Annotated in this window: 21 protein-coding genes; 13 read left to right on the top strand and 8 right to left on the bottom strand. The window is 72.8% G+C overall.

The genetic code is table 11. The features are described 5' to 3' along the window. Positions 1-52 precede the first annotated feature (52 nt). Positions 53-274, bottom strand: coding sequence for a helix-turn-helix domain-containing protein (locus tag C7S10_RS10970; protein ID WP_108344484.1), 222 nt, complete (start codon positions 272-274; stop codon positions 53-55). Continuing rightward, positions 274-927: a DUF2975 domain-containing protein gene (locus tag C7S10_RS10965; protein WP_165807117.1), complete on the bottom strand. Its 654-nt coding sequence runs from the start codon at positions 925-927 to the stop codon at positions 274-276. The genes C7S10_RS10970 and C7S10_RS10965 overlap by 1 nt, the downstream gene beginning before the upstream one ends. A gap of 129 nt (positions 928-1056) precedes the next feature. Here C7S10_RS10965 and C7S10_RS10960 point away from each other — a divergent pair, with 129 nt between their 5' ends. Next, positions 1057-3018 (top strand): TIGR03960 family B12-binding radical SAM protein, encoded by a 1962-nt coding sequence (locus tag C7S10_RS10960; RefSeq protein ID WP_108344482.1) that lies wholly within the window; start codon positions 1057-1059, stop codon positions 3016-3018. 79 nt (positions 3019-3097) lie between these two features. After that, positions 3098-3892, top strand: a complete 795-nt coding sequence (locus C7S10_RS10955) for an aminoglycoside phosphotransferase family protein (protein ID WP_108344481.1) — start codon at positions 3098-3100, stop codon at positions 3890-3892. A 116-nt stretch (positions 3893-4008) separates the two neighbouring features. Here C7S10_RS10955 and C7S10_RS10950 read toward each other — a convergent pair whose 3' ends face one another. Then, a complete protein-coding gene (locus C7S10_RS10950; RefSeq protein ID WP_243395315.1) occupies positions 4009-5085 on the bottom strand; it encodes an alpha/beta hydrolase family protein in 1077 nt (358 codons plus the stop codon). 35 nt (positions 5086-5120) lie between these two features. Here C7S10_RS10950 and C7S10_RS10940 point away from each other — a divergent pair, with 35 nt between their 5' ends. Together C7S10_RS10940 and C7S10_RS10935 are read left to right on the top strand one after the other, a co-directional pair. Further along, a complete protein-coding gene (locus tag C7S10_RS10940; protein WP_108344479.1) occupies positions 5121-5684 on the top strand; it encodes a hypothetical protein in 564 nt (187 codons plus the stop codon). After that, positions 5681-8185: a rhamnan synthesis F family protein gene (locus C7S10_RS10935; protein ID WP_108344478.1), complete on the top strand. Its 2505-nt coding sequence runs from the start codon at positions 5681-5683 to the stop codon at positions 8183-8185. Before C7S10_RS10940 ends, C7S10_RS10935 begins: the two co-directional genes overlap by 4 nt. Here the strand turns inward: C7S10_RS10935 and C7S10_RS10930 are convergent. Both C7S10_RS10930 and C7S10_RS10925 read right to left on the bottom strand, forming a co-directional pair. Then, the gene (locus tag C7S10_RS10930) at positions 8172-10721 is read right to left on the bottom strand and encodes a rhamnan synthesis F family protein (protein ID WP_108344477.1); all 2550 of its coding nucleotides are present in this window, start codon (positions 10719-10721) and stop codon (positions 8172-8174) included. The two genes, C7S10_RS10935 and C7S10_RS10930, sit on opposite strands and share 14 nt — an antisense overlap. Further along, on the bottom strand, positions 10721-11281 hold the full coding sequence (locus C7S10_RS10925) for a hypothetical protein (protein WP_108344476.1): 561 nt from the start codon (positions 11279-11281) through the stop codon (positions 10721-10723). Before C7S10_RS10925 ends, C7S10_RS10930 begins: the two co-directional genes overlap by 1 nt. Before the next feature lie 138 nt (positions 11282-11419). Between C7S10_RS10925 and C7S10_RS10920 the strand changes: the two genes are divergently transcribed. Further along, the gene (locus C7S10_RS10920) at positions 11420-13021 is read left to right on the top strand and encodes a DUF2142 domain-containing protein (protein WP_133176490.1); all 1602 of its coding nucleotides are present in this window, start codon (positions 11420-11422) and stop codon (positions 13019-13021) included. Here C7S10_RS10920 and C7S10_RS10915 read toward each other — a convergent pair. Genes C7S10_RS10915 through C7S10_RS10905 form a run of 3 tightly spaced genes read right to left on the bottom strand, consistent with a single transcriptional unit; the run spans position 12942 to position 15072 of the window. Next, positions 12942-13841, bottom strand: coding sequence for a glycosyltransferase family A protein (locus C7S10_RS10915; protein WP_207769335.1), 900 nt, complete (start codon positions 13839-13841; stop codon positions 12942-12944). The two genes, C7S10_RS10920 and C7S10_RS10915, sit on opposite strands and share 80 nt — an antisense overlap. Further along, a complete protein-coding gene (locus tag C7S10_RS10910) occupies positions 13838-14278 on the bottom strand; it encodes a DUF2304 domain-containing protein (protein WP_108344474.1) in 441 nt (146 codons plus the stop codon). Before C7S10_RS10910 ends, C7S10_RS10915 begins: the two co-directional genes overlap by 4 nt. Next, entirely contained in the window at positions 14275-15072 is a 798-nt protein-coding gene (locus C7S10_RS10905) for a glycosyltransferase family 2 protein (protein ID WP_243395314.1), read from the bottom strand. Before C7S10_RS10905 ends, C7S10_RS10910 begins: the two co-directional genes overlap by 4 nt. A 75-nt stretch (positions 15073-15147) precedes the next feature. Here C7S10_RS10905 and C7S10_RS10900 point away from each other — a divergent pair, with 75 nt between their 5' ends. The 8 genes from C7S10_RS10900 (at position 15148) to proB (ending at position 25773) form a co-directional block, all read left to right on the top strand. Next, the gene (locus C7S10_RS10900; RefSeq protein WP_108344472.1) at positions 15148-16470 is read left to right on the top strand and encodes a glycosyltransferase family protein; all 1323 of its coding nucleotides are present in this window, start codon (positions 15148-15150) and stop codon (positions 16468-16470) included. Then, positions 16470-17666 (top strand): winged helix DNA-binding domain-containing protein, encoded by a 1197-nt coding sequence (locus C7S10_RS10895; RefSeq protein ID WP_108344471.1) that lies wholly within the window; start codon positions 16470-16472, stop codon positions 17664-17666. Before C7S10_RS10900 ends, C7S10_RS10895 begins: the two co-directional genes overlap by 1 nt. Positions 17667-17708: 42 nt before the next feature. Continuing rightward, positions 17709-18422 (top strand): TIGR03936 family radical SAM-associated protein, encoded by a 714-nt coding sequence (locus C7S10_RS10890; protein ID WP_108344470.1) that lies wholly within the window; start codon positions 17709-17711, stop codon positions 18420-18422. 377 nt (positions 18423-18799) lie between these two features. Further along, positions 18800-22171, top strand: a complete 3372-nt coding sequence (locus C7S10_RS10885) for an Rne/Rng family ribonuclease (RefSeq protein ID WP_108344469.1) — start codon at positions 18800-18802, stop codon at positions 22169-22171. Positions 22172-22383: 212 nt separating this feature from the next. Beyond that, on the top strand, positions 22384-22695 hold the full coding sequence (rplU, locus tag C7S10_RS10880) for a 50S ribosomal protein L21 (protein ID WP_107767848.1): 312 nt from the start codon (positions 22384-22386) through the stop codon (positions 22693-22695). Between the two features lie 42 nt (positions 22696-22737). Beyond that, on the top strand, positions 22738-22992 hold the full coding sequence (gene rpmA, locus C7S10_RS10875; protein ID WP_108344468.1) for a 50S ribosomal protein L27: 255 nt from the start codon (positions 22738-22740) through the stop codon (positions 22990-22992). A 91-nt stretch (positions 22993-23083) separates the two neighbouring features. After that, positions 23084-24643: a GTPase ObgE gene (gene obgE, locus C7S10_RS10870; RefSeq protein ID WP_243395313.1), complete on the top strand. Its 1560-nt coding sequence runs from the start codon at positions 23084-23086 to the stop codon at positions 24641-24643. After that, on the top strand, positions 24640-25773 hold the full coding sequence (proB, locus tag C7S10_RS10865) for a glutamate 5-kinase (RefSeq protein ID WP_108344467.1): 1134 nt from the start codon (positions 24640-24642) through the stop codon (positions 25771-25773). Before obgE ends, proB begins: the two co-directional genes overlap by 4 nt. Positions 25774-25776 lie beyond the last annotated feature (3 nt).

Below are 25776 nucleotides of genomic sequence, written 5' to 3'. Positions count from 1 at the left end.
TCGTACGTCGCGTCGCTGGTCGTGTCGCTGCAGGAGAAGTGTGCCGCAGGCCCTAGGGCGCCAGCGTGAAGAGGTCGCCGGGCTGGCATCCCAGCGCGTCGCAGATCGCGGTCAGGGTGGAGAACCGCACCGCCTTGGCGCGTTGGTTCTTCAGCACGCTGAGGTTCACGATGGTCACGCCGATCTGCTCGGCCAGGGCCGTCAGCGTCATCCCGCGCTCGGCGAGGAGCTCGTCGAGGCGGCACACGATGCGGTGCGGCTCGTCGACCGGCATCAGACGAGGCCCTCGACGTCGTCGGCCAGGGCGATGCCGTGGTTGAACGCCTCAGCCAGCGCCGCACACACCAGGCCCGCCCCTGCGATGACCACGACCGGTCCGAGCGCGAGGGTGAAGGTGGACGGCTCGCCGCGGAGCTCGACCGCCGCCCGGAGCACGGCCTGGTTGGCCAGCGAGGCAGCGACGGTGACGGCCACCGCACCGAGCAGCAGGGTGGCGCCGACGACCCGCAGCGAACGCACGGCCGCGGGCGCGAACGGTTCCCTGGACTGGATGCTGGACAGTAGCCGCAGGAGCGCGACCACCACGACCACCGTGGCGGTCGCCAGGAGTGCGCCCGGGGCGATGCTCGCCAGCCAGGTGCCGACCCCGGCGTCCTCGATCCGCACGTCGGCGGTGCCCGGCCAGGTCAGCTCCGCTCCGGGTTTGACGCCCAGCTGGTCGGTGGCGAGGGCGTCGGTCTTGCCGGTCTGGAGCTGCCAGGTCAGCGCGTCGCCCTGCAGCATCTGGACGAGCGGCACCACCACCCCGAACGAGACGGACGCGAGGGCGACGGCACCGAGCACGACGCGCGTGCCGAGGTAGTCCCACCGGTCGAACGTGAACAGCGACTTCCCGGCCATCTCGTGCTCCTCTGGTTTGTCGTTCATCGATAACATCACGATGAACGATAACAACGAAAAACGATAAGTCAAGAGGTCGGCGACTGCGCACGTCGACCACATCCGGCGTACCCTTGGCGGTTGCTCCTTCCCCGCTGAGTCCTCGAGGTGTTTCGCGTGTCCGTCGCTGTCTCCCCGGCATCGGTCTTCCCGCTGCTGGAGTCCCGGCTCCCGTCCGTGCAGAAGCCGATCCAGTACGTCGGTGGCGAGCTCAACTCCACCCTCAAGGAGTGGGACTGCGGCGGCGAGACGACCGTGCGCTGGGCCCTGATGTATCCCGACGCCTACGAGGTCGGCCTGCCCAACCAGGGCGTCCAGATCCTCTACGAGGTCCTCAACGAGCGCGACTGGATCGTCGCCGAGCGCACCTACGCCGTGTGGCCCGACATGGAGGCCGTCATGCGCGCCGACGGGATCCCGCAGTTCACCGTCGACCAGCACCGCCCGGTCCGCGTCTTCGACGTCTTCGGCCTGAGCTTCTCCACCGAGCTCGGCTACACCAACATGCTCAACGCGCTCGACCTCGCCGGCATCCCGCTGCACGCCGCCGACCGCACCGACGAGGACCCGATCGTGCTCGCCGGCGGCCACGCCGCGTTCAACCCGGAGCCGATCGCCGACTTCATCGACGCCGCCGTGCTCGGCGATGGTGAGGAGGTCGTGCTGGCGATCTCCGAGGTGATCCGGGAGTGGAAGGCCGAGGGGGAGCCGAGCGGACGCGACGAGCTGCTCCGCCGCCTCGCCGTGAGCGGCGGGGTCTACGTCCCGAAGTTCTACGACGTGACGTACGCCGCCGACGGCACCATCGAGGCCGTCGTGCCCAACCGTCCGGGCATCCCGTTCCGCGTCTCCAAGCACACCCTGATGGACCTCGACGCCTGGCCCTACCCCGCCAAGCCGCTCGTGCCCCTCGCCGAGACCGTGCACGAGCGGTTCTCCGTCGAGATCTTCCGCGGCTGCACGCGGGGCTGCCGCTTCTGCCAGGCCGGGATGATCACCCGTCCCGTGCGCGAACGCTCGATCGAGACCATCGGCAACATGGTCGAGAACGGCATCCGCAAGTCCGGCTTCGAGGAGGTCGGCCTGCTGTCGCTCTCCAGCGCCGACCACACCGAGATCGGCGAGGTCGCCAAGGGCCTGGCCGACCGCTACGAGGGCTCCAACGTCTCGCTGTCGCTGCCCTCGACCCGCGTCGACGCCTTCAACATCAGCCTGGCCAACGAGTTCTCCCGCAACGGTCGCCGCTCGGGCCTCACCTTCGCTCCCGAGGGCGGCAGCGAGCGCATGCGCAAGGTCATCAACAAGATGGTGACCGAGGACGACCTCATCAACACCGTCGCCGCGGCGTACAGCCATGGCTGGCGGCAAGTGAAGCTCTACTTCATGGTCGGGCTGCCCACCGAGACCGACGAGGACGTGCTCCAGGTCGCCGACCTCGCCAAGCGCGTGATCGCCAAGGGGCGCGAGGTCACGGGCCACAACGACATCCGCTGCACCGTCTCCATCGGCGGCTTCGTGCCCAAGCCGCACACGCCCTTCCAGTGGGCCGCGCAGCTCGACCACGAGACCACCGACGACCGCCTGAAGAAGCTGCGCGACGTGGTCCGCGAGGACAAGCGCTACGGCCGCGCCATCGGCTTCCGCTACCACGACGGCAAGCCCGGCATCGTCGAGGGACTGCTCTCGCGCGGTGACCGCCGCGTCGGCGCGATCATCGAGCAGGTGTGGCGCGACGGCGGACGCTTCGACGGCTGGAGCGAGCACTTCTCCTACGACCGCTGGATGACATCCGCCGAGACGGCGCTGGCCGGCACCGGCATCGACGTCGGGTGGTACACCACCCGCGAGCGCGACTACGACGAGGTGCTCCCGTGGGACCACCTCGACTCGGGCCTCGACAAGGACTGGCTGTGGGGTGACTGGGAGGACGCCCTCGCGGTCGCTGACGGCTCCTCCGACGTCGAGATCGAGGACTGCCGCTGGACCCCCTGCTACGACTGCGGCGTCTGCCCCGAGATGAACACCGAGATCCAGATCGGTCCCACCGGCCGCCAGCTGCTGCCGCTCGCCGTCGTCTGATCGGTCGGTCCGCAGCCTCGAGTCTCCCCGCAGACGCGGGGAAACCGTGACGGCGAGGGCCGCCGCTAGCGTGGCGCGCATGGTGCACACCCACGACGTGACGATCGAGGGCGACATCGTGTCGAAGCGCTACGTCTCGTGGGGCAAGGGCGAGGCGGAGCGGGAGTGGGCGGGGCTCGAGCTGCTCGCGCGCCACGCACCGGGACTGGCGCCGACCCCGATCGAGCGGAGGACGCAGGACGGTCGCCCCGTCGTGGTCATGTCCCGGGTCCCGGGGACGCCCCTGGGTGCCGACCTGGACACCGCGCAGCAGGACGCGATGGTGACCGCGCTGCGGCGACTGTTCGCCGTACCCGTGCCGGACGACCTGCCCGACCGCGCCGACCCGCCGTGGTCGATGCGCACCGACCTGGCCGGGCTGCTGGCGGCGGACCACGACCTCACCGCCTGCCTCGACCCCGCCCTCGTCGAGCGGGCCCGCGCGAGCGCGGTCGCATGGCTGGCGGGGGCGAGCTTCGACCCGCCGACCCACCGGGTCGTGGCGATCGGGGACGGCAACCTCGACAACGTGCTGTGGGACGGCCAGGTGTGCCGGCTGATCGACTGGGAGGAGTACGGCGCGTCCGAGCTCACCTACGAGCTCGCGGACGTGGTCGAGCACGCGTCGTCGCGGCTGACCCGCGCCCTCGACGTGCCGGCACTGGTGGCCGCGTTCGACCTCGACGACGCGCAGCAGGCGCGCCTACTGGACCACCGCCGCCTGCTCGCCTGCTTCTGGCTGATGAAGCTGCTCCCCGGCCACGGCGGCTTCAGCCGCAACCCGCCGGGCTCGACCGAGGACCAGGCACGCCACCTGCTGGAGCTCCTCGACTGAGTCGTCGGTGTCGACACGCTCGGCTGCAAGCGTCGTCGTGGCGACGTACCGACCCTGAGCGGACGTCATGAGAAGTGGCGGTTCGGACAACCACTTCTCATGACGTCCGGCGAGCCTCAGGCCAGCCGGGTGTCGAAGTAGCGGATCGTGCGGTCCATCGCGGCGGTGAAGGCCGGACCGAACGCGTGCCCGTCGTCGTACCACTCGAGCGTCGAGTCCACCCCCGCGCGCTGCATGGCCGCCTGCGTGGCGCGCGCCCAGCGCGGGGGACAGGTGTCGTCGACCCGGCCATGGACGATCAGCACCGGCTCGGTGATCTCCGAGAGGTAGGGACGCGCCGACGCCGCCCGCCAGAACGCGGGCCGGTCCTCCGGCAGGCCGTGAGCCTGCACGATCGCCGTCCGTCGCGCGTCGCCGTCGGCCCGGATGAACTGGTCGAAGTTCTCGCCCTCCAGCGACGACACCGACGCCCACAGCGAGGCCGCCTGCACGAGCCCGGGCTCGGCGATGAGCGCCTTCATCACCACGCCGCCGCCCATCGAGCGGCCCATCAGGGCGATCCGGTCGTCGTCGACCGGCACGTCGTCGGAGGCGCGCAGGGCCTTCACCGCTGCGATCACGTCGGCGGAGTAGCCGAGGCGCAGGTCGCGGTCGGAGCGCGGGTCGTCGGTCGACTCGGCGTGCCCGCGGTAGTCGACGTGCAGGGCGACGTACCCCCGGCTCGCGAACACCCCCCGCTCGCGCGTCATGCCCTGCCCGCGCACGTAGATCGCCGGGTCGATGTAGCCGTGGGCCAGCACCACAGCCGGGAACGGGCCCTTGCCGGTCGGCACGTTGAGGACGCCGCTGATCGTGAATGAGCGACGGCCGGTGGTCGAGCGGTAGGTGACGTCGTAGGAGGTGTACGCCGCTGTCTGCTCGCGCACCGCTCCGAGCCGCAGCCTCGAGCCCGCGTGGGTCGCCGCCTGCAGCGCCGCCATCGAGACCGGGTCGGGCGGACGCGTCGGCGACGCGCTGGACGCCGACGGCGACGGCGAGGTGGTCGATGAGGTGGCCGACGACGGGGAGGACGACGGGGAGGACGACGGGGAGGACGACGGGGACGGCGTCGGTCCGGGGGACTCGGCGGAGCTGCACGCGACCAGGAGGGCGCAGGGGAGCGACAGGGCGACGAGTCGGCGCAGGGACCTCACCTCACCAACGTACGTCGGGCGATAGGGTCGCGCACGTGACACAGCCCCGCCCCGCGCCCGCCGCCGCCGAGTCGCAGGCCGAGCTGCAGGCCGAGCTGCAGGCCGAGCTGGCGGCCGCCCGCACCGAGATCGCCGGGCTGCGCGAGGCGCAGGAGCAGGCCGGCGAACGGGAGGCCGAGCTGGCCGCCACGGCCGACCAGGCCGACCGCGCGGCCCGCTTCCTCTCCGAGGCGCTGGCCGAGCGGCTCCGCATCGACACCGCCGGTGGGACCCGTGGAGGCGGCCTGTTCAAGGGCCGGCAGGACTCGGTGACCCGCGATGAGCGCCAGCAGCTCGAGCTGATCCGCGGCTCGGAGCTGTGGGACCCCGCGTGGTACCTCCGGACCTATCCCGACGTCGTCGACCTCGGCGAGGACCCCGCGCTGCACTTCCTGCGCCACCCCTACTACCCGGTGCGGGCGCCGAGCGAGCGCTTCGACATCCGGCAGTACCTCATCGACCACCCCGACGCCGTCGAGCAGCGCATCAACCCGCTGGTCCACTTCCTGCTCACCGCGGAGTCGCAGGGCGCGGACGCCTACCCGCCCAAGCCGCGGTGACGACGCCGAGGAAGACGGACCGGCTGCTCGAGCAGCGCCGGGCCGAGGTGGACGACTTCCGGCGGCGCTGGTTCCGGTTCTGCCGCCGCTGGCGCGCGGCCAACAACCGCGACCCGGAGGAGGGGCGCGCGTTCCTCGAGGCGGCGCTCGCCGACGGGCTGCCGGAGATCGGCGACGTCGTGCCGCCGCCGCCCGCCCCGGCCGTCGAGGTGGCGGCCGCGCGTGCCGTGGTCGCCGCGAGCGGCTTCATGGACGCCGACGACTACGCCGTGCAGCACCGGCTGCGGCGCGGCACCGACCCGGTCCGCCACTTCGTGTCCGAGGGATGGCGCAGCCTGCGCACCCCCAGCCTGCGCTTCGACCTGTGGCACTACTGGGCCGAGCACCTCGACCCCACCGACGACACGGTCAACCCGCTCGTCCACTACCTGCTGCGCGGTCGCCACGACGGGCTCGCGCCCCTGCCGACGCCGGCACCGACGCGGACGCCCACCACCCTGACGACGGGGCCGCGGCGCGCCTGCCTCTTCGCGGGCTACGACCGCGACGGCCTCGTCGACGAGACGGTCGTGCTCTACCTCACCGAGCTCGCGCGGCACGCCGACGTCTTCTACCTCGCCGACGGGGTGCTCGAGCCGGGCGAGCTGGCCCGGCTCGACGGCATCGTCCAGGGCGCGTGGAGCATCCCGCACGCGGCGTACGACTTCGGCTCGTTCTCGCTGCTGGCGCGCGAGCTGGTCGGGTGGGAGCGGCTCGAGGCCTACGACGAGGTCGTGCTCGCCAACGACAGCTGCTACCTCCTGCGCCCGCTCGACGACGTGTTCGCCGAGATGGACACCCGCGCCTGCGACTGGTGGAGCCTCCAGGCGACCTCGATGGAGCACGACGAGTCCTACATCACCGACGACTCGCCCATCCCGCTGGCCGAGGCGAAGCGCCGCTTCATCGGCCCGCGGCACTGGACCGACGACCGGTTCCTGCACCTGAGCTCCTACTTCCTCGTCTTCCGCCGGCCGGTGCTCGACGACCCCGGCTTCCGCTGGCGCCTCGACACGGTGACCCGGCAGGAGGAGAAGCGGCTGGTCATCCACAAGTACGAGGTGGGCATCAGCCGCTACCTCGTGGACGCCGGCTTCGACTTCGACACGTACCTGCCCGACCTGTGGGCGTTCCACCCGCTCTACGGCCGGCACTTCTTCGAGCTCGTCGAGCAGGGCTTCCCGCTGGTCAAGCGCAACTACCTCGGCGAGAACCCGCGCCACGTCGCCGACCTCGGGCGCTGGGAGGAGCGGCTGCGGGCAGCGCTCCGGGGGGTCCCCGACGCGCCGTACGCCCTCATGCGCGCCCACCTCGAGCGCGTGACGGCGCCCGCGATGCTGCACGAGGCGTACGCCGCTGCGCTGGCCGACGACGGACGCCGGCAGATCCCGGTCCGGGCCACCCAGGGCTACGGCCTGCGCCGGCTCGACCGCGAGACGCCCAGCTTCGACCACTGGTGGGCCTTCCCGGTGTCGCCGTCGGGGCGGATGGACCCCGGGATGCGGGCCGTCCTCGACGAAGTGCGCGACGACCCGAGCCTGCACAAGGTGGTGCTCACGCGGGGGAGGCCGCTCGACGAGGTGCCGACCGGCGAGCGGGTGACGGTGATCCCGATGGACACCCCCGCCGGGCAGGCCGCGATGGTGCGCTGCGGCGTGCTGCTCGCCGCCGAGAAGCCCGACGTCGCGTGGCCGTTCGCCTTCCCGCGGGCCCGCCACCACCACGTCCACCTCGGCGTCGGACTGCCGGCCGCGACCGAGGCGTCCGACGGCGTCGACTGGGCGCGGGTCGAGGCCGTCGCGACCGCCTCGACGGGGGAGGCGCTGCTGCGCGCCGCCACCATCCCCGACCTCCAGCTCGGGCGCACCTGGGCGACGGGCCTGCCCCGTCACGACCACCTCGTGCTCGCGCCGGACGACCTGCCCGCCGACGTGCGCGCCGAGGAGGAGCGCCTGCGCCAGCGCCTCGACGGCCGCCCCCTCGTGGTCTGGTGGATGCACGGGCCCGCTCGGGACCTCCCCGACGGACTGGCCGACTGGGCGCGCGAGCACGACGTCGTGGTCGGGGTGCGCGAGCCGCGCGTGGACCGGCCGGACGGCTGGACCCGGGCGCTGATGGCGCACGACCTGCCGCACCTCGTCGGGCTCTCCGACCGGGCCGTCGCCTCGACGACGTCCATCCACCGCGTCGCGTCGGCCGTCGTCACCGACCACGACCCGCACGCGCTGGACGCGCTCGTGACCGGGGTCCCGGTGCTGCGCACGTCGCCGGGCGCCGACCTGCTCGACGAGGGATGGGCGCGCCCGAGGCAGGCCGACGACGACCTCCTGCGCCACCTGCGCGACCTGGCCGAGGGCGGGTTCGCGTGCCGTGACGTCGAGCTCCCGGCCGGTGCCGCTCCGCTCGACGGAGCCGCCGCCCGCCGGTTCGTGCACCGGCTGCGCAGCCTCAGGCTCCGCTGACGGTTTCGCTGCTGGTGGACTCCGCGGCGAGCCAGTCCTCCCACGGCAGGTAGGTCTGCTTGAGGCGGCGCACCAGCCGGGCGGCGCTGTGGCCGTCGGACAGCTCGTGCAGCCCACGGCCCCATGCCGTGTAGTCGGCGTCGACGGCCCCGCCCAGAGCGGCCTCGACCCCGGCGAGCAGCGCTGCGGTGTCGGAGGGTACGGCGAAGGGCACACCCGACGTCCCGGGCGCGGCCACCGCCGCGCGACCGAGGGGCGCGAAGTCCGCGAGGTCGGCGGGCGTGCCGCTGACCAGCACGTCGGTCAGCCGCCAGACCATCTCGGGCACCGGCGGCACCCGCAGCCCGAGCGTGACTTCGAGCCAGCGCGGGTCCAGGAGGTCGACGAGCGGGGCCGGCACGCGCGGCTGGGCCCCGGACAGCGGGAGCACCGCGACGACGACGTCGGAGGACCGCGACGCCGCCCACTCGGCAAACGCGGCCAGGTCGAGCTCACCGCCGCGGCTGGGGGAGAGGAGCACCAGCCGGCGCCCGGCGAGGAGGGTGCGCACCGCGCCGAGGTCGCCGCGCAGCTCGGGCGAGAGCAGCGCCTCGTCGCGGAGGAGGAGGTCGACGCGGGGTGAGCCGATCGCCCAGGTCCCGTCCGCCTCCAGGTCGGGGAACGACACGTCCGCTCCGGCGTGCGAGGTCACGACCGCCGTGGTCAACCGCTTCTCGTAGTCCACGTCCGGCAGCGGGCGCTCGCCGTGCAGGCCCTGGCCGCCGAAGGCGACGAAGGCCGGGGCGATCCCGGTGGGCCGACCGACGTCGAGGAAGCGGTGGTAGCGCCGGGCCAGCGGATGGTTGACGTCGGAGCGCGAGCCGATGGTCGTGAGGATCGTGCCGGCCCGGAGCCCGTACATCTGCCCGGCCGCGCTCTCGCTCGCCACGAGCGCGACGTTGTCGCCGCCGATCTTGAGCCCGCGCGAGCCGAGCAGCACGATCTTCTTCACCGACGGGTCGTCGCGCAGCTCGTCGAAGACCGCGCGCACCGCACCGGACAGCACGCCCGTGCGCGGGTCGACCGGGAACACCCACCAGTGCGGGTGGGTCGGCACCCAGCGATCCTCGTCGGCGAACTCGTGCGGCCCGACGTGACCGGGCGGCTGCACGGTCCCGTCGCGGCGGGTGCGGAAGCCGAAGCTGCGCACCAGGCTCCACGGCGGGGCGGTGCGGCTCAGGGCGCGCTCCATCGCCGCGACGTCGGCGTCGGGCGCGGCCTCGAGCACCCGCTCCTTCCACCGGTTGAGGTCGGGCGTCTCGAACGGGTTCTCCGTCAGCAGCTGCCGCTTGAGCAACGGGAAGCCCTCGTGCATCAGGTCGAACGCCGAGGCCCGGTAGACCGGGTGGTAGGCGAGGATCCCGTCGACGAAGGTCGCCATCGTGAAGCCGGCCAGGATGAGCAGCCGCGAGAAGCCGATCTCGTACTTCAAGATGATCGTGACCTTCTCCGACTGCGAGGCCACCTCGTCGAGGCGCTTGCGGAAGCGCGGGTCGGTGTGGACGCGGCGGCGGTAGCACAGGAAGTAGGACCCGACGTGGATGAAGTCGGAGTAGCGCCACAGCGCAGGCTCGCGCATCTCCTCGCCGACCTCGTCGAGGCCCAGCCGCCGCCCGAGCCGGTCGAAGGCCCGGTCGTCGAAGTCGTCGTACGTCGCCTGCAGTCCCCACCAGTCGCAGGTCGTGGCGTCCATCTTGGCGAAGACCTGGTCGAGCGGCTGGACCATGAAGCAGGAGTCGTTGGCGAACATCAGCTCGTCGTAGCCGTCGATGACGTCCCAGCCGACGAGGTCCCTGGCCAGCATCGAGTAGGAGCCGAAGTCGTAGCGGCCGTGCCGGATGCCCCAGGCGCCCTTCGTGTACGGCGCCAGCTTGTCCAGCTCCCCGGGCGCCATCTCGCAGTCGGCGAGGTAGTAGACGTCCGCGAACCGGCTCAGGTCGGCGACGTAGGTGACGACCGTGTCGTCGACCACGCCGTCGCCGTCGTACGCCGCGAACATCACGACCCGACGCGGCGTGTAGTCCGGCCCCGGCGGCTCGGGCGGCGGCATCGTCTCCAGGGCGGGCAGCGTCGGCAACCCGGCCCGGCGCCCCTCGACGGCGTAGTGCACGACCGGGTTGATGTCCTCGCGGGTGGCGTCGAGGTGCTCGCACCAGTAGTTCCACATGTCGAAGTCGGGCGACGGGTGGCGCAGCTCCTTCCACCCCTTGGCCACGAAGTGCTCGAGCTCCTCCAGCCGCCCGTCGAGGTCCCAGAACAGGTCGGGGTTGTGCTGCTGGTAGCCGAAGGAGTCGAACAGGCCCGCCGCGAGGATCACCGCCCCCTCGACGGAGCACCGCTCGGTCGCGCTCGGGTCGAACCCGGACGACGGCTCATCCGCGGGCAACCCCTCCGCGACGACCTCGGCCGCCAGGGCGCGCCGGTCCCCGGAGGGGGCGGCGAGGTAGCGCTCGGTGAAGGCCAGCCAGCGGGTGCGGTAGTCGTCCAGTTCGAGCATCAGTCGTCCGAGCCGGCGCCGGAGGAGACCTCGACCAGCCCGTCGGCGAGCCGGCCCTCGCGCTGGGCGTGGAGCAGGGCCGGCAGCCCGCTGTCGGCGGCCTCGGGGTGGCGGTTGAGGTAGCGGCCGGTGCTGAAGTCCTCGCTCGGGTCGAGCCGGAGCCGGTTGGCATGACGGACGTGGTGCAGCGCGGGAGGGATGCGCTGGTCGAGGATCTCGCGCTGGGCCTGGCGGAGGTACCACCCCGCGTCGAAGTGCTCGCTCGCCTCGACCTCGCGCACCAGCTGCGCCTCGTCGGAGCGCCGGCCGGCCTTGGAGCGCAGGCGCCCGAGGCCCGACTCCTGCTCGCGCCAGTAGGCCGCGGACAGCTCGACCGCGAGGCCGGTGGCCAGGGACTCGGACTGCTCGCGGAGCCGCGCCCGCTGGCGGCGTACGCGCTGGAGGGCCTCGGTCAGGTGCTCCAGCTCGGTGCGGACCCACTTGATCTCGCGTCGCGCCAGACCGAGCTCCTGCGCCAGCGCGGCCGTGCGGTCGTCCCCCGAAGCGCTCCCATCAGACATGGCTCCAGACCCTATCGCTGATGCGCGAGCCCGCCGCCGGCGCGTGAACCGCGATCGTGGACGTACGGCGCGGAGAACCTAGACTCGCCCGGGTCCCGCCGCCGGCGGGGCCGCGAGCACCGAGGAGACGACAGCACCGTGAGCAAGGCGAGGGGCCGGGCGTGGGGACCTGCGATGGGACCGGACCGTGAGGTGGACCTGCGCGGCTTCGTGCGCCACGCGCTGGTCTTCTGGCTCTGGAGCGCGCTCTTCATGACGATGTGGTCGCTGGCCACCCCGCTGTGGTCGGCCCCCGACTCGGTCGCGCACGAGCTGCGGGCGTACGGCGCCGCGCACGGCAACCTGACTCCCGACCCGCCCGAGGGCGACCAGGTGCTCGGCACCACCGGCGTCGACGAGGTGCCCGAGGGGCTGCTGTCCTCCGCCGGCAGTGCTGGCTGCTATGCCTTCCAGCCGCTGGTCTCGGCCGAGTGCCTCGCGCCGGTCGGGGACAGCGAGAAGCTGCTGCCCTACCCCAACCCGGCCGGCCGCTACATCCCGAGCTACTACGTCGTCACCGGCCTGCCGACGCTGGTGGTGCCGCTCGACCTCGCCGTCCCCTCCGAGCGCGGCATGGCGGTGCTGATCAGCTCGATGTTCCTGGGCCTCGCCCTCGCGGCCGCCCGCACGATGCGTCGTCCGGCGCTGGCCATGACGGGGGTGCTGGTCGGCTGCTCGCCGATGGTGCTCTACCTCGGCGGCGTGGTGAACCCCAACTCGCTCGAGATCACCGCGATGGCCGCGGTGGGCGCGTGCAGCCTCGCGGCACTGCTGCGCCCGCAGGCGCTCCTCTCGACGCTGCTGCTGCGCATCTCGCTGGTGTCCGCGGCGGCGCTGTGCATCGCCCGGATGATCTCGCCGGTGTGGCTCGCGATCTGGCTCGGCGTGCTGCTGGTCGCCTTCGGTGGCCCCTTGGTCAAGCGGCTGCTGGAGCGCCGGATGCTGGCCTTCACGGCGCTGCCGGTCGTGGCCAGCGCGATCAACTGCGCCTGGACCTTCAGCTCGGCCGGGTCGCTGGAGGGCACCTCCACCGCGGCCCCCGTCTCGATGTGGGACGCCTGGTCGCTGTCCGCCGCGCGGATCGACTCCGGCCTCAACGAGGTCGTCGGCATCTTCGGCTGGCTCGACACCGTGCTCTCCCCGCGGGAGTACACCTTCTACATCACCGGCGCGATCTTCATCGTCGGCATGCTCGCCACCGTCGTCGACCGGCGCCGCCTCGCCGCGCTCGCGACGCTCGTCGCCGCGGCCTACTTCGTGCCGATCGCCATCCAGGCCGCCCAGTGGGGCTCGGTCGGCCCGGTCTGGCAGGGCCGCTACACGATCCCGCTGCTCCTGCTCGTCCCGGTCCTCGCCGGCATGGTCGCCTCCGAGCGGTCCGACCAGTCGTTCGCCAACCGGGTCGCCTTCATCTGCGTGCCCATCACCGGGCTGCTGGCCTACGTCCACGTCCGCGCCTACTTCGCCCAGCTGCGACGCAACGTGAGCGGCGTGTCGGGCAGCGCCTTCGACGGCGGCTGGGAGCCGCCGCTCACCGCGGAGGTGCAGTTCGCCCTCTACACGGTGCTCGTCGTCGTCACCTGGCTCGCGCTGAGCCGGATGCTGCTGCGGGCCGGCGTCGTCAGCGACGAAGGGCGTGACGAGCCACGGCCCGCAGCTGGTCGCCGGAGCGAAGACGCAGGGCTGCCGGAGCCAGTGTGAGCGCGTGCAGCCGCGAGACCCAGCGGCGGCGTGCGGCCCGGGCCGCCCTCGGCCAACCGTGCGCGTCCATGCGGCCCGCGGACTCCGCGAAGAAGCGGCGGTCCTCGTCGAACCGGTCGCCGGTGTGCAGCCCCTGCGAGGACGCGCTCTGGGCGTGACGGCGGTAGGAGAAGCAGACGGCGGGGTCGACCACCAGCCGTGAGCCACCGCTGACGAGGTCGAGGACCAGGGCCAGGTCGAGGATGGTCGGCAGGTCGGCCCGGAACGCCACCCGGCCGAGCGCCTCGCGCCGGAACACGAGCGAGGGCCAGTAGAGCCAGTTGCCGCGCAGCAGGCTGGTGGCCAGCGTCTCCCCGCCGAGGACGTGCTGCCCGGCGCCGCGCGGCATCAGCGCGCGCTTGATCCGCTCGGTCAGCCCGTCGGCGGGTTCGCCGGCCTCGTCGATCACCCGCACCCCGAGCTGGACGATGTCGACGTCCGGGTGCTGCTCGTGGACGCGCCAGGCGTTCGCGACGTACGTCGGGTGCAGCAGGTCGTCGCTGCCGAGGAAGGCGACCAGGTCCGCGTCCTCGTCGGCCACCGCGACCTGCCTGGCCTTCTCGAAGTTGCCGGCGACCCCGAGGTTGACGTCGTTTCGCTGATAGCTGATGCGCTCGTCCGTGTGCTCACCCCACGTCTGCTGCGCGGCCGGGTCGGGATAGCCGTCGTCGATCACGGTGACCCGCCAGCGCGGGTCGGTCTGGGCGAGCACGCTGCGCATGGTCAGGTCGAGCAGGGCCGGGTCTCCCCAGTAGGCCACGACCAGGTGCAGGTGGCTCACGCGGGACCGTCGTCCGACGTGTCCGTGCCGGCGGGTTCCCCGGGCTCGGGCAGGTCGTCGGGCGGCTCGAGGCCGCGCTCGTCGACGCCGTGCTGGTCGGGGGCGCGCTCGTCGAGGGCGAGCCGCAGCAGCGCGACCTCCTCGGCCAGGGTGCGGGTGCGCTCCTCGAGCCGGCCGAGCTCGAAGCTGTGCTGGAGGCTCATCGCGAGCAGGAGGAGCGAGCCGACGAAGAAGAGCAGGTTGGCGGGCACCTGCACGTGCAGCAGCTCGGCGGCCGACGTGAGCACGACCGGGAAGATCGTGATGACGAGCAGCCCGATCGCGATGGAGAACCAGATCAGGGCGTACTTCTCGCGCAGCCGGTGCCGGCGCAGCATCTCGAACAGGACGACGGTGACGATGACCGAGACGGCCACGCCCAGGGCGGTGGGGGTCATGACGCCTCCGCCCGTGCGTCGGTCTGCAGGGCGCCGCTGTCGGTGAGGCCCTCGTCGAAGGTGGCCGGCCAGCGGCGTACGAGCGCGAGCCCCAGCGCGACCACGGCCCGGCACAGGAAGACCGCCGCCTTCAGCGGCGAGGCGCTCGGCTGGCCCGCGGCCCGGCGCCGCATGTCGACGGGCACCTGGCCGACGCGGCACCCGACGCGCGTGGCGATGACGAGGGACTCGACGGTGTCGCCGAGGTACTCCGCCGGGTAGTGCTCGGCGAAGACCGTCATCGCGCGGCGGTTGCAGACGCGGAAGCCGGAGGTGACGTCGGTCAGCGTGGTGCCGGCCAGCCGGCTCAACACGCGCGCGAGCAGGATCATCGCCCACCGTCGCGGGCCGCGGACGGTGTAGGGGTCGTCGGCGCGGGCGAAGCGGCTGCCGATGCAGATGTCGACGCGGTCGAGCTCGGCGATCAGGGTGTCGAGGTAGCGCGGGTCGTGCTGGCCGTCCGCGTCGATCTGCACGGCCACGTCGTAGCCGGCCCGCAGCGCGTGCCGGTAGCCGGTGCGCATCGCGCCGCCGACCCCGAGGTTGAAGGGGAGGCGCACGACGCTCGCGCCGGCCGCCGCCGCGACGGTGGCGGTGCGGTCGCCGGACCCGTCGTCGACCACGAGCACGTCCACGCCCGGGTTGGTGCTCCGGATCTCGTGCACGGTGTCGCCGACGCTGGCCTGCTCGTTCCACGCCGGGACGATGACCAGGACCCGGCTGTCGGTGGAGGGTCGGGGGTCTGTCGTCGGCACGGCGCGCATGCTAGCAACGGCCGGCCCCGACCCGTGCCTCCACGAGGGCGGGCCCGGCTGCGGCATACTCGCCGCGTGACGAACGGGGGCAGCGCCAGGACGTGGGTCGAGTCGGTGCGTTCCAGGCTCACCGGGTGGCGCGCGCACGCCGCGCTGCTGGTGGTCTTCGCGGCCCTGGCTGCCCCGGTCGTGGCCAACCAGGCGGTCGCCAACGGCCAGCTCAGCATCTTCGACGAGTGGCAGTACGCCGAGCGGGTGCACCAGGTCGCGACCGGCGACCTGTGGATGCGCAACGGCGAGGAGATCGGCGCCTGGGGGCAGGACGTCCGCGCGTGCCGCGGCATCACCCGCATCGACGGCCCGAAGCCGCCCCCCTGCCGCGACTCGCCCGACGTGTTCACCCTCAACTCGGCGGCGGCCGACCCGGCGCCGTACTACTGGGCGACCGGCGCCGTCGCGGCGGTGCTGACCGGCTCGGGCCTGGTCGACAACGCGCTGCTGGCCGCCCGGCTGGTCGGTGCCCTGTGGGCCGCGTTGAGCATGTGGTCGCTGTTCCTCGTCGCCCGCGCGCTGGGCGCCGGACGGGGCGGCTCCCTGGTCGCCGCGTCCACTGTGCTGCTGGTCCCGGCCCTGCAGCAGCAGTACACCTTCATCACCCCGCACGCCCTCGACATCCCGGTCGGGGCGCTGGCCACGCTCGCGACCCTGAAGTTCCTGCGCCGGGAGTGGCCGTGGTGGACCCTCGTGCTCGCCGGGCTCGGAGCCGCGGGCGTCAAGGGCTCCAACATCGTCGTGGTGCTCGGGCTCGGCATCGCACTGCTGGCGGTGGTGGCCTGGCCGGGTGCGGTCGAACGCGCCACCCGCGTGCGAGCGGTCGTGGCGGGCGCCTGGCTCGGCGCCAGCACCCTCGTCTTCACGCTCGTCTCGATGCTCGTCGTCAGCGCCACCCAGATCGGCGACCCCGCCCCTCCGGGCAACTACCTGGTCGACTCGCTGCTGCCCGTGCAGCTGGTGCTCGACAGCTTCCGGTTCCTCGGTCCGTACGGCGAGGGGCCGCTCAACATGCCGGCCACCTGGATGATGCTGGCGATGGCCGGCCCGGCGCTGGCGATCTGGGCCGGCGTGGCCCGCGAGCCCGCGGCCTTCGTGCGCCAGCTCGCGCCGGGCTACCTCCTCGGCCTCGCGCTGGGCCCGATCCTGCTCGACGTGATGGTCTTCGTGACGACGGGGCAGTACATCGGCGTGCACACCCGCTACGGGCTCGCGCTGTGGCCGATCGGGCTCGGCTTCTTCGCCCTGCTCCTGCGCACGCGCACCGCGGTCGTGATCGCGCTGGCCGCCCTCGTGCTCTACGCCTTGGCGCCGTCCATGTTCGGCCTCGACAGCATCGCCATGTGATGACCGGCGCCCGGCTCCACGTCACCGACGAGCAGCGGCGCGCCCGGCTGGCGCGGCGCCACGCGATCCATCCGGACCACCGGGCCGCCGACGCGGTCGCGGCCACCCGGGCGATGACGGTGCTGCACTCGACCGAGCCGCCCACGCCGTACCTCTCCCTCCACGCCCGCGTCGACGGGCTCACCCGCGACGACGTCGATCGCGCGTTGTACGACGACCGCACGCTGGTCAAGCAGCTGGCGATGCGCCGGACCCTGTTCGTCTTCCCGCGCGACCTGCTCCCTGCGGCGTGGGGGAGCGCGTCGGCCCGGGTCGCGCTGACGGAGGCCAAGCGGATCGTCAAGGACGCGGTGGCCGGCGGGCTGGCCGACGACGGGGACGCCTGGCTGGCCGCGGCCCGCGACGCGGTGCTCGAACGGCTGGCCGGGGGAGCCGAGGTGAGCGCGCGGGCGCTGCGTGAGGAGCTGCCCGTCCTGACCGGCAAGGTCCGCATCGGCGGCGACACCAAGTGGGCGGCCGACGTCTCGCTGGCGCCGCGGGTGCTGGGCCAGCTCGGCGCCGACGGCCTGATCGTGCGCGGGCACAACGGCAGCCACTGGCGGGTCTCCCAGCCGCAGTGGACCTCGATGGCGGCCTGGCTGGGGGAGTCGCCCCAGCCGCTCGACGAAGCGGCGGGCTATGCCGAGCTCGTCCGCCGCTGGCTGCTCACCTTCGGGCCGGGCACCGAGACCGACATCGTGTGGTGGCTCGGCTCGACCAAGTCCGCGGTCCGGCGAGCGCTGGCCGATCTCGGGGCCGTCGTGGTCGGTCTCGACTCGGGCGAGACCGGCTGGCTGCTGGCCGACGACCTCGAGCCGGAGCCGGAGGTCGAGCCGTGGGCTGCCCTGCTGCCAGCGCTCGACCCGACCCTGATGGGCTGGAAGCAGCGCGCCTTCTACCTCGAGGCCGCCCACGTGCCGTACCTCTTCGACACCAACGGCAACGGTGGCACCACCGCCTGGTGGGAGGGGCGCGTCGTCGGGTGCTGGGTGCAGGACCCGGACGCCGCCGTGCGGGTGGTGCTGCGCGAGGACGTCGGCGCGGACGCTCGGGCCGCCCTCGATGCGGAGGCGGTGCGGCTCACCGCGTGGCTGGACGGCGAGGTCGTCAACAGCATCTACGCGTCGCGGCAGATGCGGGAGGCGAAGCTGCCCTGAAGTCGGCCGTGGGGGACCATGACGGCTAGCGTGTGCCCCGACATGCCACGTAAGGACCCGCCCCAGCAGCCGCCCCCGGTGCAGCGCCTCCGAGTGCGCTACGCCAAGCGCGGACGCCTCCGCTTCACCAGCCACCGCGACTTCAGCCGCGCCTTCGAGCGGGCGGTCTTCCGCGCCCGCATCCCGATGGCCTACTCGTCCGGCTTCAACCCGCACCCGCGCATCTCCTACGCCGGGGCTGCCCCGACGGGCTCGGCCAGCGAGGCGGAATACCTCGAGATCGCGCTCGCGCAGGTGCTCGTGCCCTCCGAGGTGCACGCGCTGCTCGACGAGGCGCTGCCGCCCGGCCTCGACGTGCTCGAGGTCGTGGAGTCGCCCGGTGGCTCGCTCGCCGACCGCCTGGAGGCGAGCCGCTGGCGCATCGACGTGACCGTGCCGCTCGACTCCGCGCAGGCCGCCGCCGACGCGTTCCTGGCCGCCGACGAGGTGCTGGTCGAGCGGATGACCAAGAAGGGGTTGCGCGAGTTCGACGCCCGCGACGCCGTGCTCTCGCTCGCGACCGCCGCCTCCACCGAGCGTGACGGGGCCGCCTTCGAGCTGGTGCTGCGCCACGGCGTCCCGGCCGTGCGTCCCGACGACGTGCTCACGGCGCTGGCCGCGGTGTCGGGTACGGCGATGGGCGAGGCGCCCCTGATGACCCGTCTCGAGCAGGGCACCCTCGAGGCCTCCGGCGCGATCGGCGACCCGCTCGTCTGAGCGCCCGGGCGGGCCCGGGCGACCTGTCCGGCCGCCGTCGGGGTTACCGGCGAATCGTGACGAGTGTGCGATACTCGCCACGTTCGACGCGGATGGTCCGCCATCCACGACGAGCCGACGACGTTCTCGCCTGGCCCCGTCAAGGTCCGGCACATCCGATGAAGGTCGACGCCAGTTCCGCGACGCGGCTCGTGCACCGGTGAGAGAGGTGCACACCCGGCCCAGCGACCGCGGATGGGTGATCGACGCGCTTGGGATGACGCGCACGCGGAGGGTGTCGCCGCCACACGAAGGCTTTGCGTCCGACGCCCGTCCACCGGGCCTCGCGACGCCGACACGGCCCCGGAGCTGATCTGGGTGCCGGCGAGGAGAGCGACATGCTCGACGACAACCCGAACGACACCACCGACAACGGCTCATCCGGCTCGGACACCTCCGATGCCCCCGCCGCCCCGGTGGTGAAGAAGACCACGCGACGCGCCCCCCGCAAGACCGCCGCCACGGCAGCCGCCGCCGCCCCGGTCGAGCCCGTCACCCCCGACCCCGCTGCCGGCGTGGAGACCCCGACCGCGCCGGCGGTCAAGAAGACGACCCGCACCCGCTCGAGCGCCAAGAAGGCCGCGGCGACCCCGCCCGCCTCGGTGCAGGACAGCCTGATCCCCGACGCGGCCCCGGCGGCTGCCGACGCCGACGCGCCGGTCGCGCCCGCCAAGAAGGCGCCCGCCAAGAAGGCGGCGGCGAAGAAGACCGCGGCCAAGAAGACGACCGCGAAGAAGACCACGACGAAGAAGGCCGCCGCGGTCGAGCCCACCGCCGAGCAGGTCGAGGCGGTCGAGGCGCCCGTCGAGGACGCTCCCGCCGCGCCGGTCGTCAAGAAGACGACGCGCACCCGGACCAGGAAGACCGCGGCGCCCGAGCCCGCGACCGAGTCGCCCGCCGCCGAGACGGGCGGCGCGCCCAGCGCCGTACCCCTCTTCCAGGCACCCGAGACCGCCCCGCGCCGGACCCGCGCCACCAAGAAGGCCGCCGCCACTCCCGCGGACGACACCACCGCTGACACCACCGCTGACTCCGCCGGCGACAGCGCCGCGGACGCCGAGGCCCCCGCCAAGCCGGCGAAGAAGGCCGCGGCGAAGAAGACGACCAAGAAGTCCACGTCGAAGAAGAAGGCTGCCGCCGCGCCGGTCGAGGACGAGGAGGAGACCTCGACCGAGGTCGCCGACGCGGAGACCGCCGAGGACGCGGACGCGACCGAGAGCCCGGACACCGACGCCGCTGACGCCGCTGACGGCGCCGAGGGCACCGACGCCGAGGGTGAGGGAGATGGCACCGGACCGGCGCGCCGCCGTCGCCGCCGGGGTGGACGTCGTCGCCGCAAGGGCGGCGAGGGCTCCGCGGACGGCCAGGACGCCGAGTCCGACGACGACTCCCAGGACGCCGACAAGTCCGACACCGGACCGCAGGACAGCGAGCAGACCGAGCAGGGCGACGGCACCTCGCGTCGCCGTCGCCGTCGCCGTCGCGCCGGCGAGGAGGGCGACGACTCCGACGACGAGCCCAACACCGTCACCCGGGTCCGCAACCGCCGTGCTCCCGAGGACCAGATCACCGCGCTCGCCGGCTCGACGCGCCTCGAGGCCAAGAAGCAGCGCCGCCGCGAGGGCCGCGAGGCCGGCCGCCGTCGCGCCCCGATCGTCAGCGAGGCCGAGTTCCTGGCCCGCCGCGAGTCGGTCGACCGCGTCATGGTCATCCGCCAGCGCAAGGAGCTGACCCAGATCGCCGTGCTCGAGGACAAGGTCCTCGTCGAGCACTACGTCGCCCGCGAGTCGCAGACCTCGCTGATCGGCAACGTCTACCTCGGCCGCGTGCAGAACGTCCTGCCCTCGATGGAGGCCGCCTTCATCGACATCGGCAAGGGCCGCAACGCCGTGCTCTACGCCGGTGAGGTCAACTGGTCGGCGCTCGGCCACAAGGAGGGCCAGCCCCGCAAGATCGAGTCGGTGCTCTCCAGCGGCCAGTCGGTGCTGGTGCAGGTCACCAAGGACCCGATCGGCCACAAGGGCGCCCGCCTGACCTCGCAGGTCAGCCTCGCGGGTCGCTTCCTCGTCTACGTGCCCGACGGCACCACCTCCGGCATCTCCCGCAAGCTCCCCGACACCGAGCGCAACCGTCTCAAGACGCTGCTCAAGGAGATCGTCCCCGACACCGCCGGCGTCATCGTCCGCACGGCCGCCGAGGGCGCCTCCGAGGAGGAGCTGACCCACGACGTCGAGCGGCTCAAGGCGCGCTGGGAGGACATCGAGTCCAAGGCCAAGGGCAGTGCTCCGCAGCTGCTGTACGGCGAGCCCGACCTCACCCTCAAGGTCGTGCGCGACCTGTTCACCGAGGACTTCGCCAAGCTCGTCATCGAGGGCGACGACGCCTGGGACACCGTCCAGGGCTACGTCTCCCACGTGGCGCCCGACCTCGCCGACCGGCTCGAGAAGTTCGAGCCCGCGACCGAGGGCCGCGCCGCCGGCAAGGACGTCTTCACTGCCTACCGCATCGAGGAGCAGATCCAGAAGGGCCTCGACCGCAAGGTCTGGCTGCCCTCGGGCGGCTCGCTGATCATCGACCGCACCGAGGCGATGACGGTCGTCGACGTCAACACCGGCAAGTTCACCGGCTCCGGCGGCAACCTCGAGGAGACCGTCACCAAGAACAACCTCGAGGCGGCCGAGGAGATCGTGCGTCAGCTCCGGCTGCGCGACATCGGCGGCATCATCGTCGTCGACTTCATCGACATGGTCCTGGAGTCCAACCGCGACCTGGTCGTACGCCGCCTCGTCGAGTGCCTCGGTCGCGACCGCACCCGCCACCAGGTCGCCGAGGTCACCTCGCTCGGCCTCGTGCAGATGACCCGCAAGCGCATCGGCACCGGGCTGCTCGAGGCCTTCAGCACCGACTGCGAGCACTGCCACGGCCGCGGCGTCGTGATCACCGCCGAGCCGGTCGAGGCCAAGGGCGAGTCGGACGACGGCGACCGCCGCAGCAGCGGCCGCCGCAACCGGGGCCGCGGCCGCGGTGAGGGCGGCAACGGCCAGTCCAACGACAACGGCAACGGCAACGCGAACGGGGGAGGGAACGGCTCCTCGCCCAGCCCCTCGCCCGCCCCCGCCCCGTCGCCCAAGGACGTCGCGGCCATGCCGCGCCACGACCACCCGGTCGAGGCGGAGACGTCCGGGACCGAGGCGCCCGACACCGAGACGCCCGACACCGAGACGCCCGGAGCGGCGGCCTCGGTCGAGGTGCCGTCCGCGGTCGACGTACCCGCCGAGGCTCCGGACGCACCGGAGGGCACCGAGACACCGGGCGGCGAGACGTCGGCCCAGGAGCCGGCCCAGGAGTCGGCCCCGGAGTCGGCCGAGACGCCGGTCGAGCAGGCCGGCGAGCCCAAAGGAGCCGAGCCCGCGGTCGAGGCGCCCGCTGAGGAGCCTGCTGTCGAGGCGCCGGTGGAGCCCGTCAAGCCGCAGGTCGTGACCCGCACCCGTCGCCGCTCGGCCACCCGGCCGGCCGGCCCGCCGGTCGTCCCGCCCGTGGGCGTGGCCGGGCAGCGGCCGGAGTCCGGGCTCGTCGAGCCCGGCACGGCGGGTCTCGAGCCGGGTCCCGACAGCGACGACGTGCCCGCCGGTGAGCAGGCCGACGAGCACGCCGACGAGCCCCACGTCGAGCACGTCCCGATCAAGAAGCGGGGCAGCCGCAAGCGCTGAGTCCTGTCCGGGTCGGCTCGTTTTGACCCGGTCGGGCCCAGCGCCGTAAAGTTGCTCCTCGTGCGCCTCCGGGCGTGCCACCTGTTCGATCTCCGCGTCGGTCTCCTCCGAGGACGATGCCGCGAGGTCCGGGCAGCACCCCGAGCACGTATCACGTACCAATTCCTGCGCCAGCGATGGCCACCACAGCACCTGAGGAGAGTGAGTCCGCCGTGTACGCAGTTGTGCGCAGTGGCAGCAAGCAGCAGAAGGTTGCTGTCGGCGACGTCATCGAGATCGACAAGATGGACCTGAAGGCCAACACGGTCGGCAGCACCCTGACTCTTCCCGTGGTGATGGTCGTCGACGGCGAGACCGTCACCGCGACCGGCCTCGACAAGGCGGCCGTCACGGTCGAGATCCTCGGTGCCACCAAGGGCCCGAAGATCGTCATCCAGAAGTACAAGAACAAGACCGGCTACAAGAAGCGCCAGGGTCACCGCCAGAAGTACACCCAGGTCAAGGTCACCGACATCTCCCTCTGAGCTCTCGCTCGGATCCAGCTTTTTCGACGAAGGACTGAACTCATGGCTCACAAGAAGGGCGCCGCGTCCACCAAGAACGGTCGCGACTCCAACAGCCAGCGCCTCGGTGTGAAGCGCTTCGGCGGCCAGGCCGTCAACGCCGGCGAGATCATCGTCCGCCAGCGCGGCACCCACTTCCACCCCGGTTCGGGCGTGGGCCGCGGCGGCGACGACACCCTGTTCGCGCTGATCGCCGGTGCCGTCGAGTTCGGCACCCGTCGCGGCCGCAAGGTCGTCAACATCGTTCCGGGCGAGTGACCACGCCTTAGTCACGTACGACTTTTCCCGCGAAGGGCGTCCCTAGACTCTGGGGGCGCCCTTCGTGCCATTTCTTCCGTTAGGACCTCCCATGGCTGTGCCCACCTTCGTCGACCAGGTCACGCTGCACATCAGCGCAGGCCGGGGCGGCAACGGTGTCGCGTCGGTGCACCGGGAGAAGTTCAAGCCCCTCGGCGGACCCGACGGCGGCAACGGCGGCCCGGGCGGCTCGGTGATCCTGCGCGTCGACTCCGACGTCACCACGCTGATCGACTACCACCACGGCAACAAGCGCAGGGCCGAGCACGGCGGCCACGGCGCCGGGGCGCACCGCAACGGCGCCCACGGCGGCGACCTCGTCCTGCCGGTGCCCGACGGCACGCTCGTGAAGACCGTCGACGGGGAGATCCTCGGCGACATGGTCGGCGTGGGCACCGAGATGGTGATCGCCCGCGGCGGTCGCGGTGGTCTCGGCAACGCCGCGCTCGCCAGTGCCAAGCGCAAGGCCCCGGGCTTCGCGCTCCTCGGTGAGCCCGGCGACGAGATCGAGGTCCGCCTCGAGCTCAAGGTCGTCGCTGACATCGGCCTCGTCGGCTTCCCGAGCGCGGGCAAGTCGTCGCTGATCGCCGCGATGTCGCGGGCGCGGCCGAAGATCGCCGACTACCCCTTCACCACGCTGGTCCCCAACCTGGGTGTGGTCCGGGCCGGCGACGTGATCTTCACCGTCGCCGACGTCCCCGGCCTGATCGAGGGCGCCGCCGACGGTCGCGGCCTCGGCCACGACTTCCTGCGCCACATCGAGCGGTGCGCGGCCCTGGTGCACGTCATCGACACCGCGACCATCGAGCCGGGTCGCAACCCGCTCGACGACCTCGACGTGATCGAGAACGAGCTCGCTCGCTACGGCGGCCTCGAGGACCGGCCGCGGCTCGTCGCGCTCAACAAGGTCGACGTACCCGACGGCAACGAGATCGCCGACATGGTCCGCGAGGACCTCGAGGCCCGTGGCCTCCGCGTCTTCCCGGTCAGCGCCGCCTCCGGGGCCGGCATGCCCGCCCTCACCTACGCCATGGCGGAGATCGTGGACCGGGCCCGCGCCGAGCGCCCGGTCGTCGAGGCCACCCGGATCGTGCTGCGACCCGGCGGCGTCGACGGCGGCGGCGACTTCGAGATCATCGAGTCGCCCGAGGGCTGGCGGGTGCGCGGCGAGAAGCCCGAGCGCTGGGTCCGGCAGACCGACTTCAGCAACGAGGAGGCCGTCGGGTTCCTCGCCGACCGGCTCAACCGGCTCGGCATCGAGGCCAAGCTGGTCACGATGGGCGCCATCGAGGGCGACGCCGTGCTCATCGGGCCCCCCGACAACGCCGTCGTGTTCGACTTCAAGCCGAGCATCGAGGCCGGTGCCGAGATGCTGGGTCGTCGCGGTGAGGACGAGCGCCTGCGCGAGGAGCGGCCCGCCGCGACCCGCCGTCGCGACATCCAGGAGCAGATGCCCGAGCGGTCCGAGAACGAGACCCGGGCCGACGTGGCCCGCCGCATCGACCGCTCCGGGAAGGCCGCTGCGCCCACGACCGTCACCAGCTCGGGCGTCGGCCCGATGGCCTACGAGATCGGCACCAAGGACGACCCCGACTGGGACGGCGAGGAGTGACCGACCGGGCGGCGCCCGATCGTGGCGCCCTCGTCGCCTCCGCGCGCCGGGTCGTCGTCAAGGTCGGCTCGTCGTCCCTCACCACGGCCACCGGCGGCATCGACCCCGCCCGGGTGCGCGATCTGGTCGACGTCCTCGCCGCCGCCCGGACCCGTGGGGCGGAGGTCGTGCTCGTCTCCTCGGGGGCGATCGCTGCCGGTCTCGCGCCGCTCGGCCTCGGCAAGCGGCCGCGCCAGCTCGCCGCCCAGCAGGCCGCCGCGTCGGTCGGGCAGGGGCTGCTCGCGCACCGCTACCAGGAGGAGTTCGCCCGGCACGACATCGTCACCGGCCAGGTGCTCCTCACCGTCGACGACGTCATCCGGCGTGCGCACTACAAGAACGCCTACCAGACCTTCGCCAAGCTGATCGAGCTCGGGGTCCTGCCGATCGTCAACGAGAACGACACGGTCGCGACCTCGGAGATCCGCTTCGGCGACAACGACCGGCTCGCGGCGCTGGTCGCCCACCTCGTGCACGCCGACCTGCTCGTGCTGCTGTCCGACGTCGACGGGTTGTACGACGGCCCGCCCAGCCGGCCGGGGTCGTCGCTGGTGCCCGTGGTGCGCTCGGAGGCCGACCTCGCCGACGTGTCGATCGGGAAGACCGGGTCGGCGGGTGTCGGCACCGGCGGGATGACCACCAAGGTCGACGCCGCCCGGATCGCCACGGGCGCGGGCATCCCGGTCGTCCTCACCTCCGCCGAGCGCGCCGGCGAGGCCCTGGTCGGCGACGAGGTCGGCACCGTCTTCCTGCCCACCGGCAAGCGCCGCCCGACCCGGCTGCTGTGGCTGGCGCACGCGACCGAGCCGAAGGGCTCGCTGGTCCTCGACGCCGGCGCCGTCGCGGCCGTCACCGAGCGTCGCGCCTCGCTGCTCGCGGCCGGCATCACCGCCGTGACCGGCGACTTCGAGGCGGGCGACCCCGTCTCGCTCGTCGACGCCGCCGGTCACGCCGTCGCTCGCGGACTGGTCACCTTCGACGCCGACGAGCTGCCCGGGCTGCTCGGGAGGTCGAGCCAGGACCTGAAGCGCGAGCTCGGGTCGGCGTACGAGCGTGAGGTCGTGCACCGCGACGCGCTCGTCGTGCTCTGAGCC

The organism is Nocardioides currus (assembly GCF_003057875.1).
GTDB lineage: Bacteria > Actinomycetota > Actinomycetes > Propionibacteriales > Nocardioidaceae > Nocardioides > Nocardioides currus.
The sequence above is the reverse complement of the archived record's forward strand: the minus strand, read 5'-3'. Positions and strand labels throughout refer to the sequence as shown.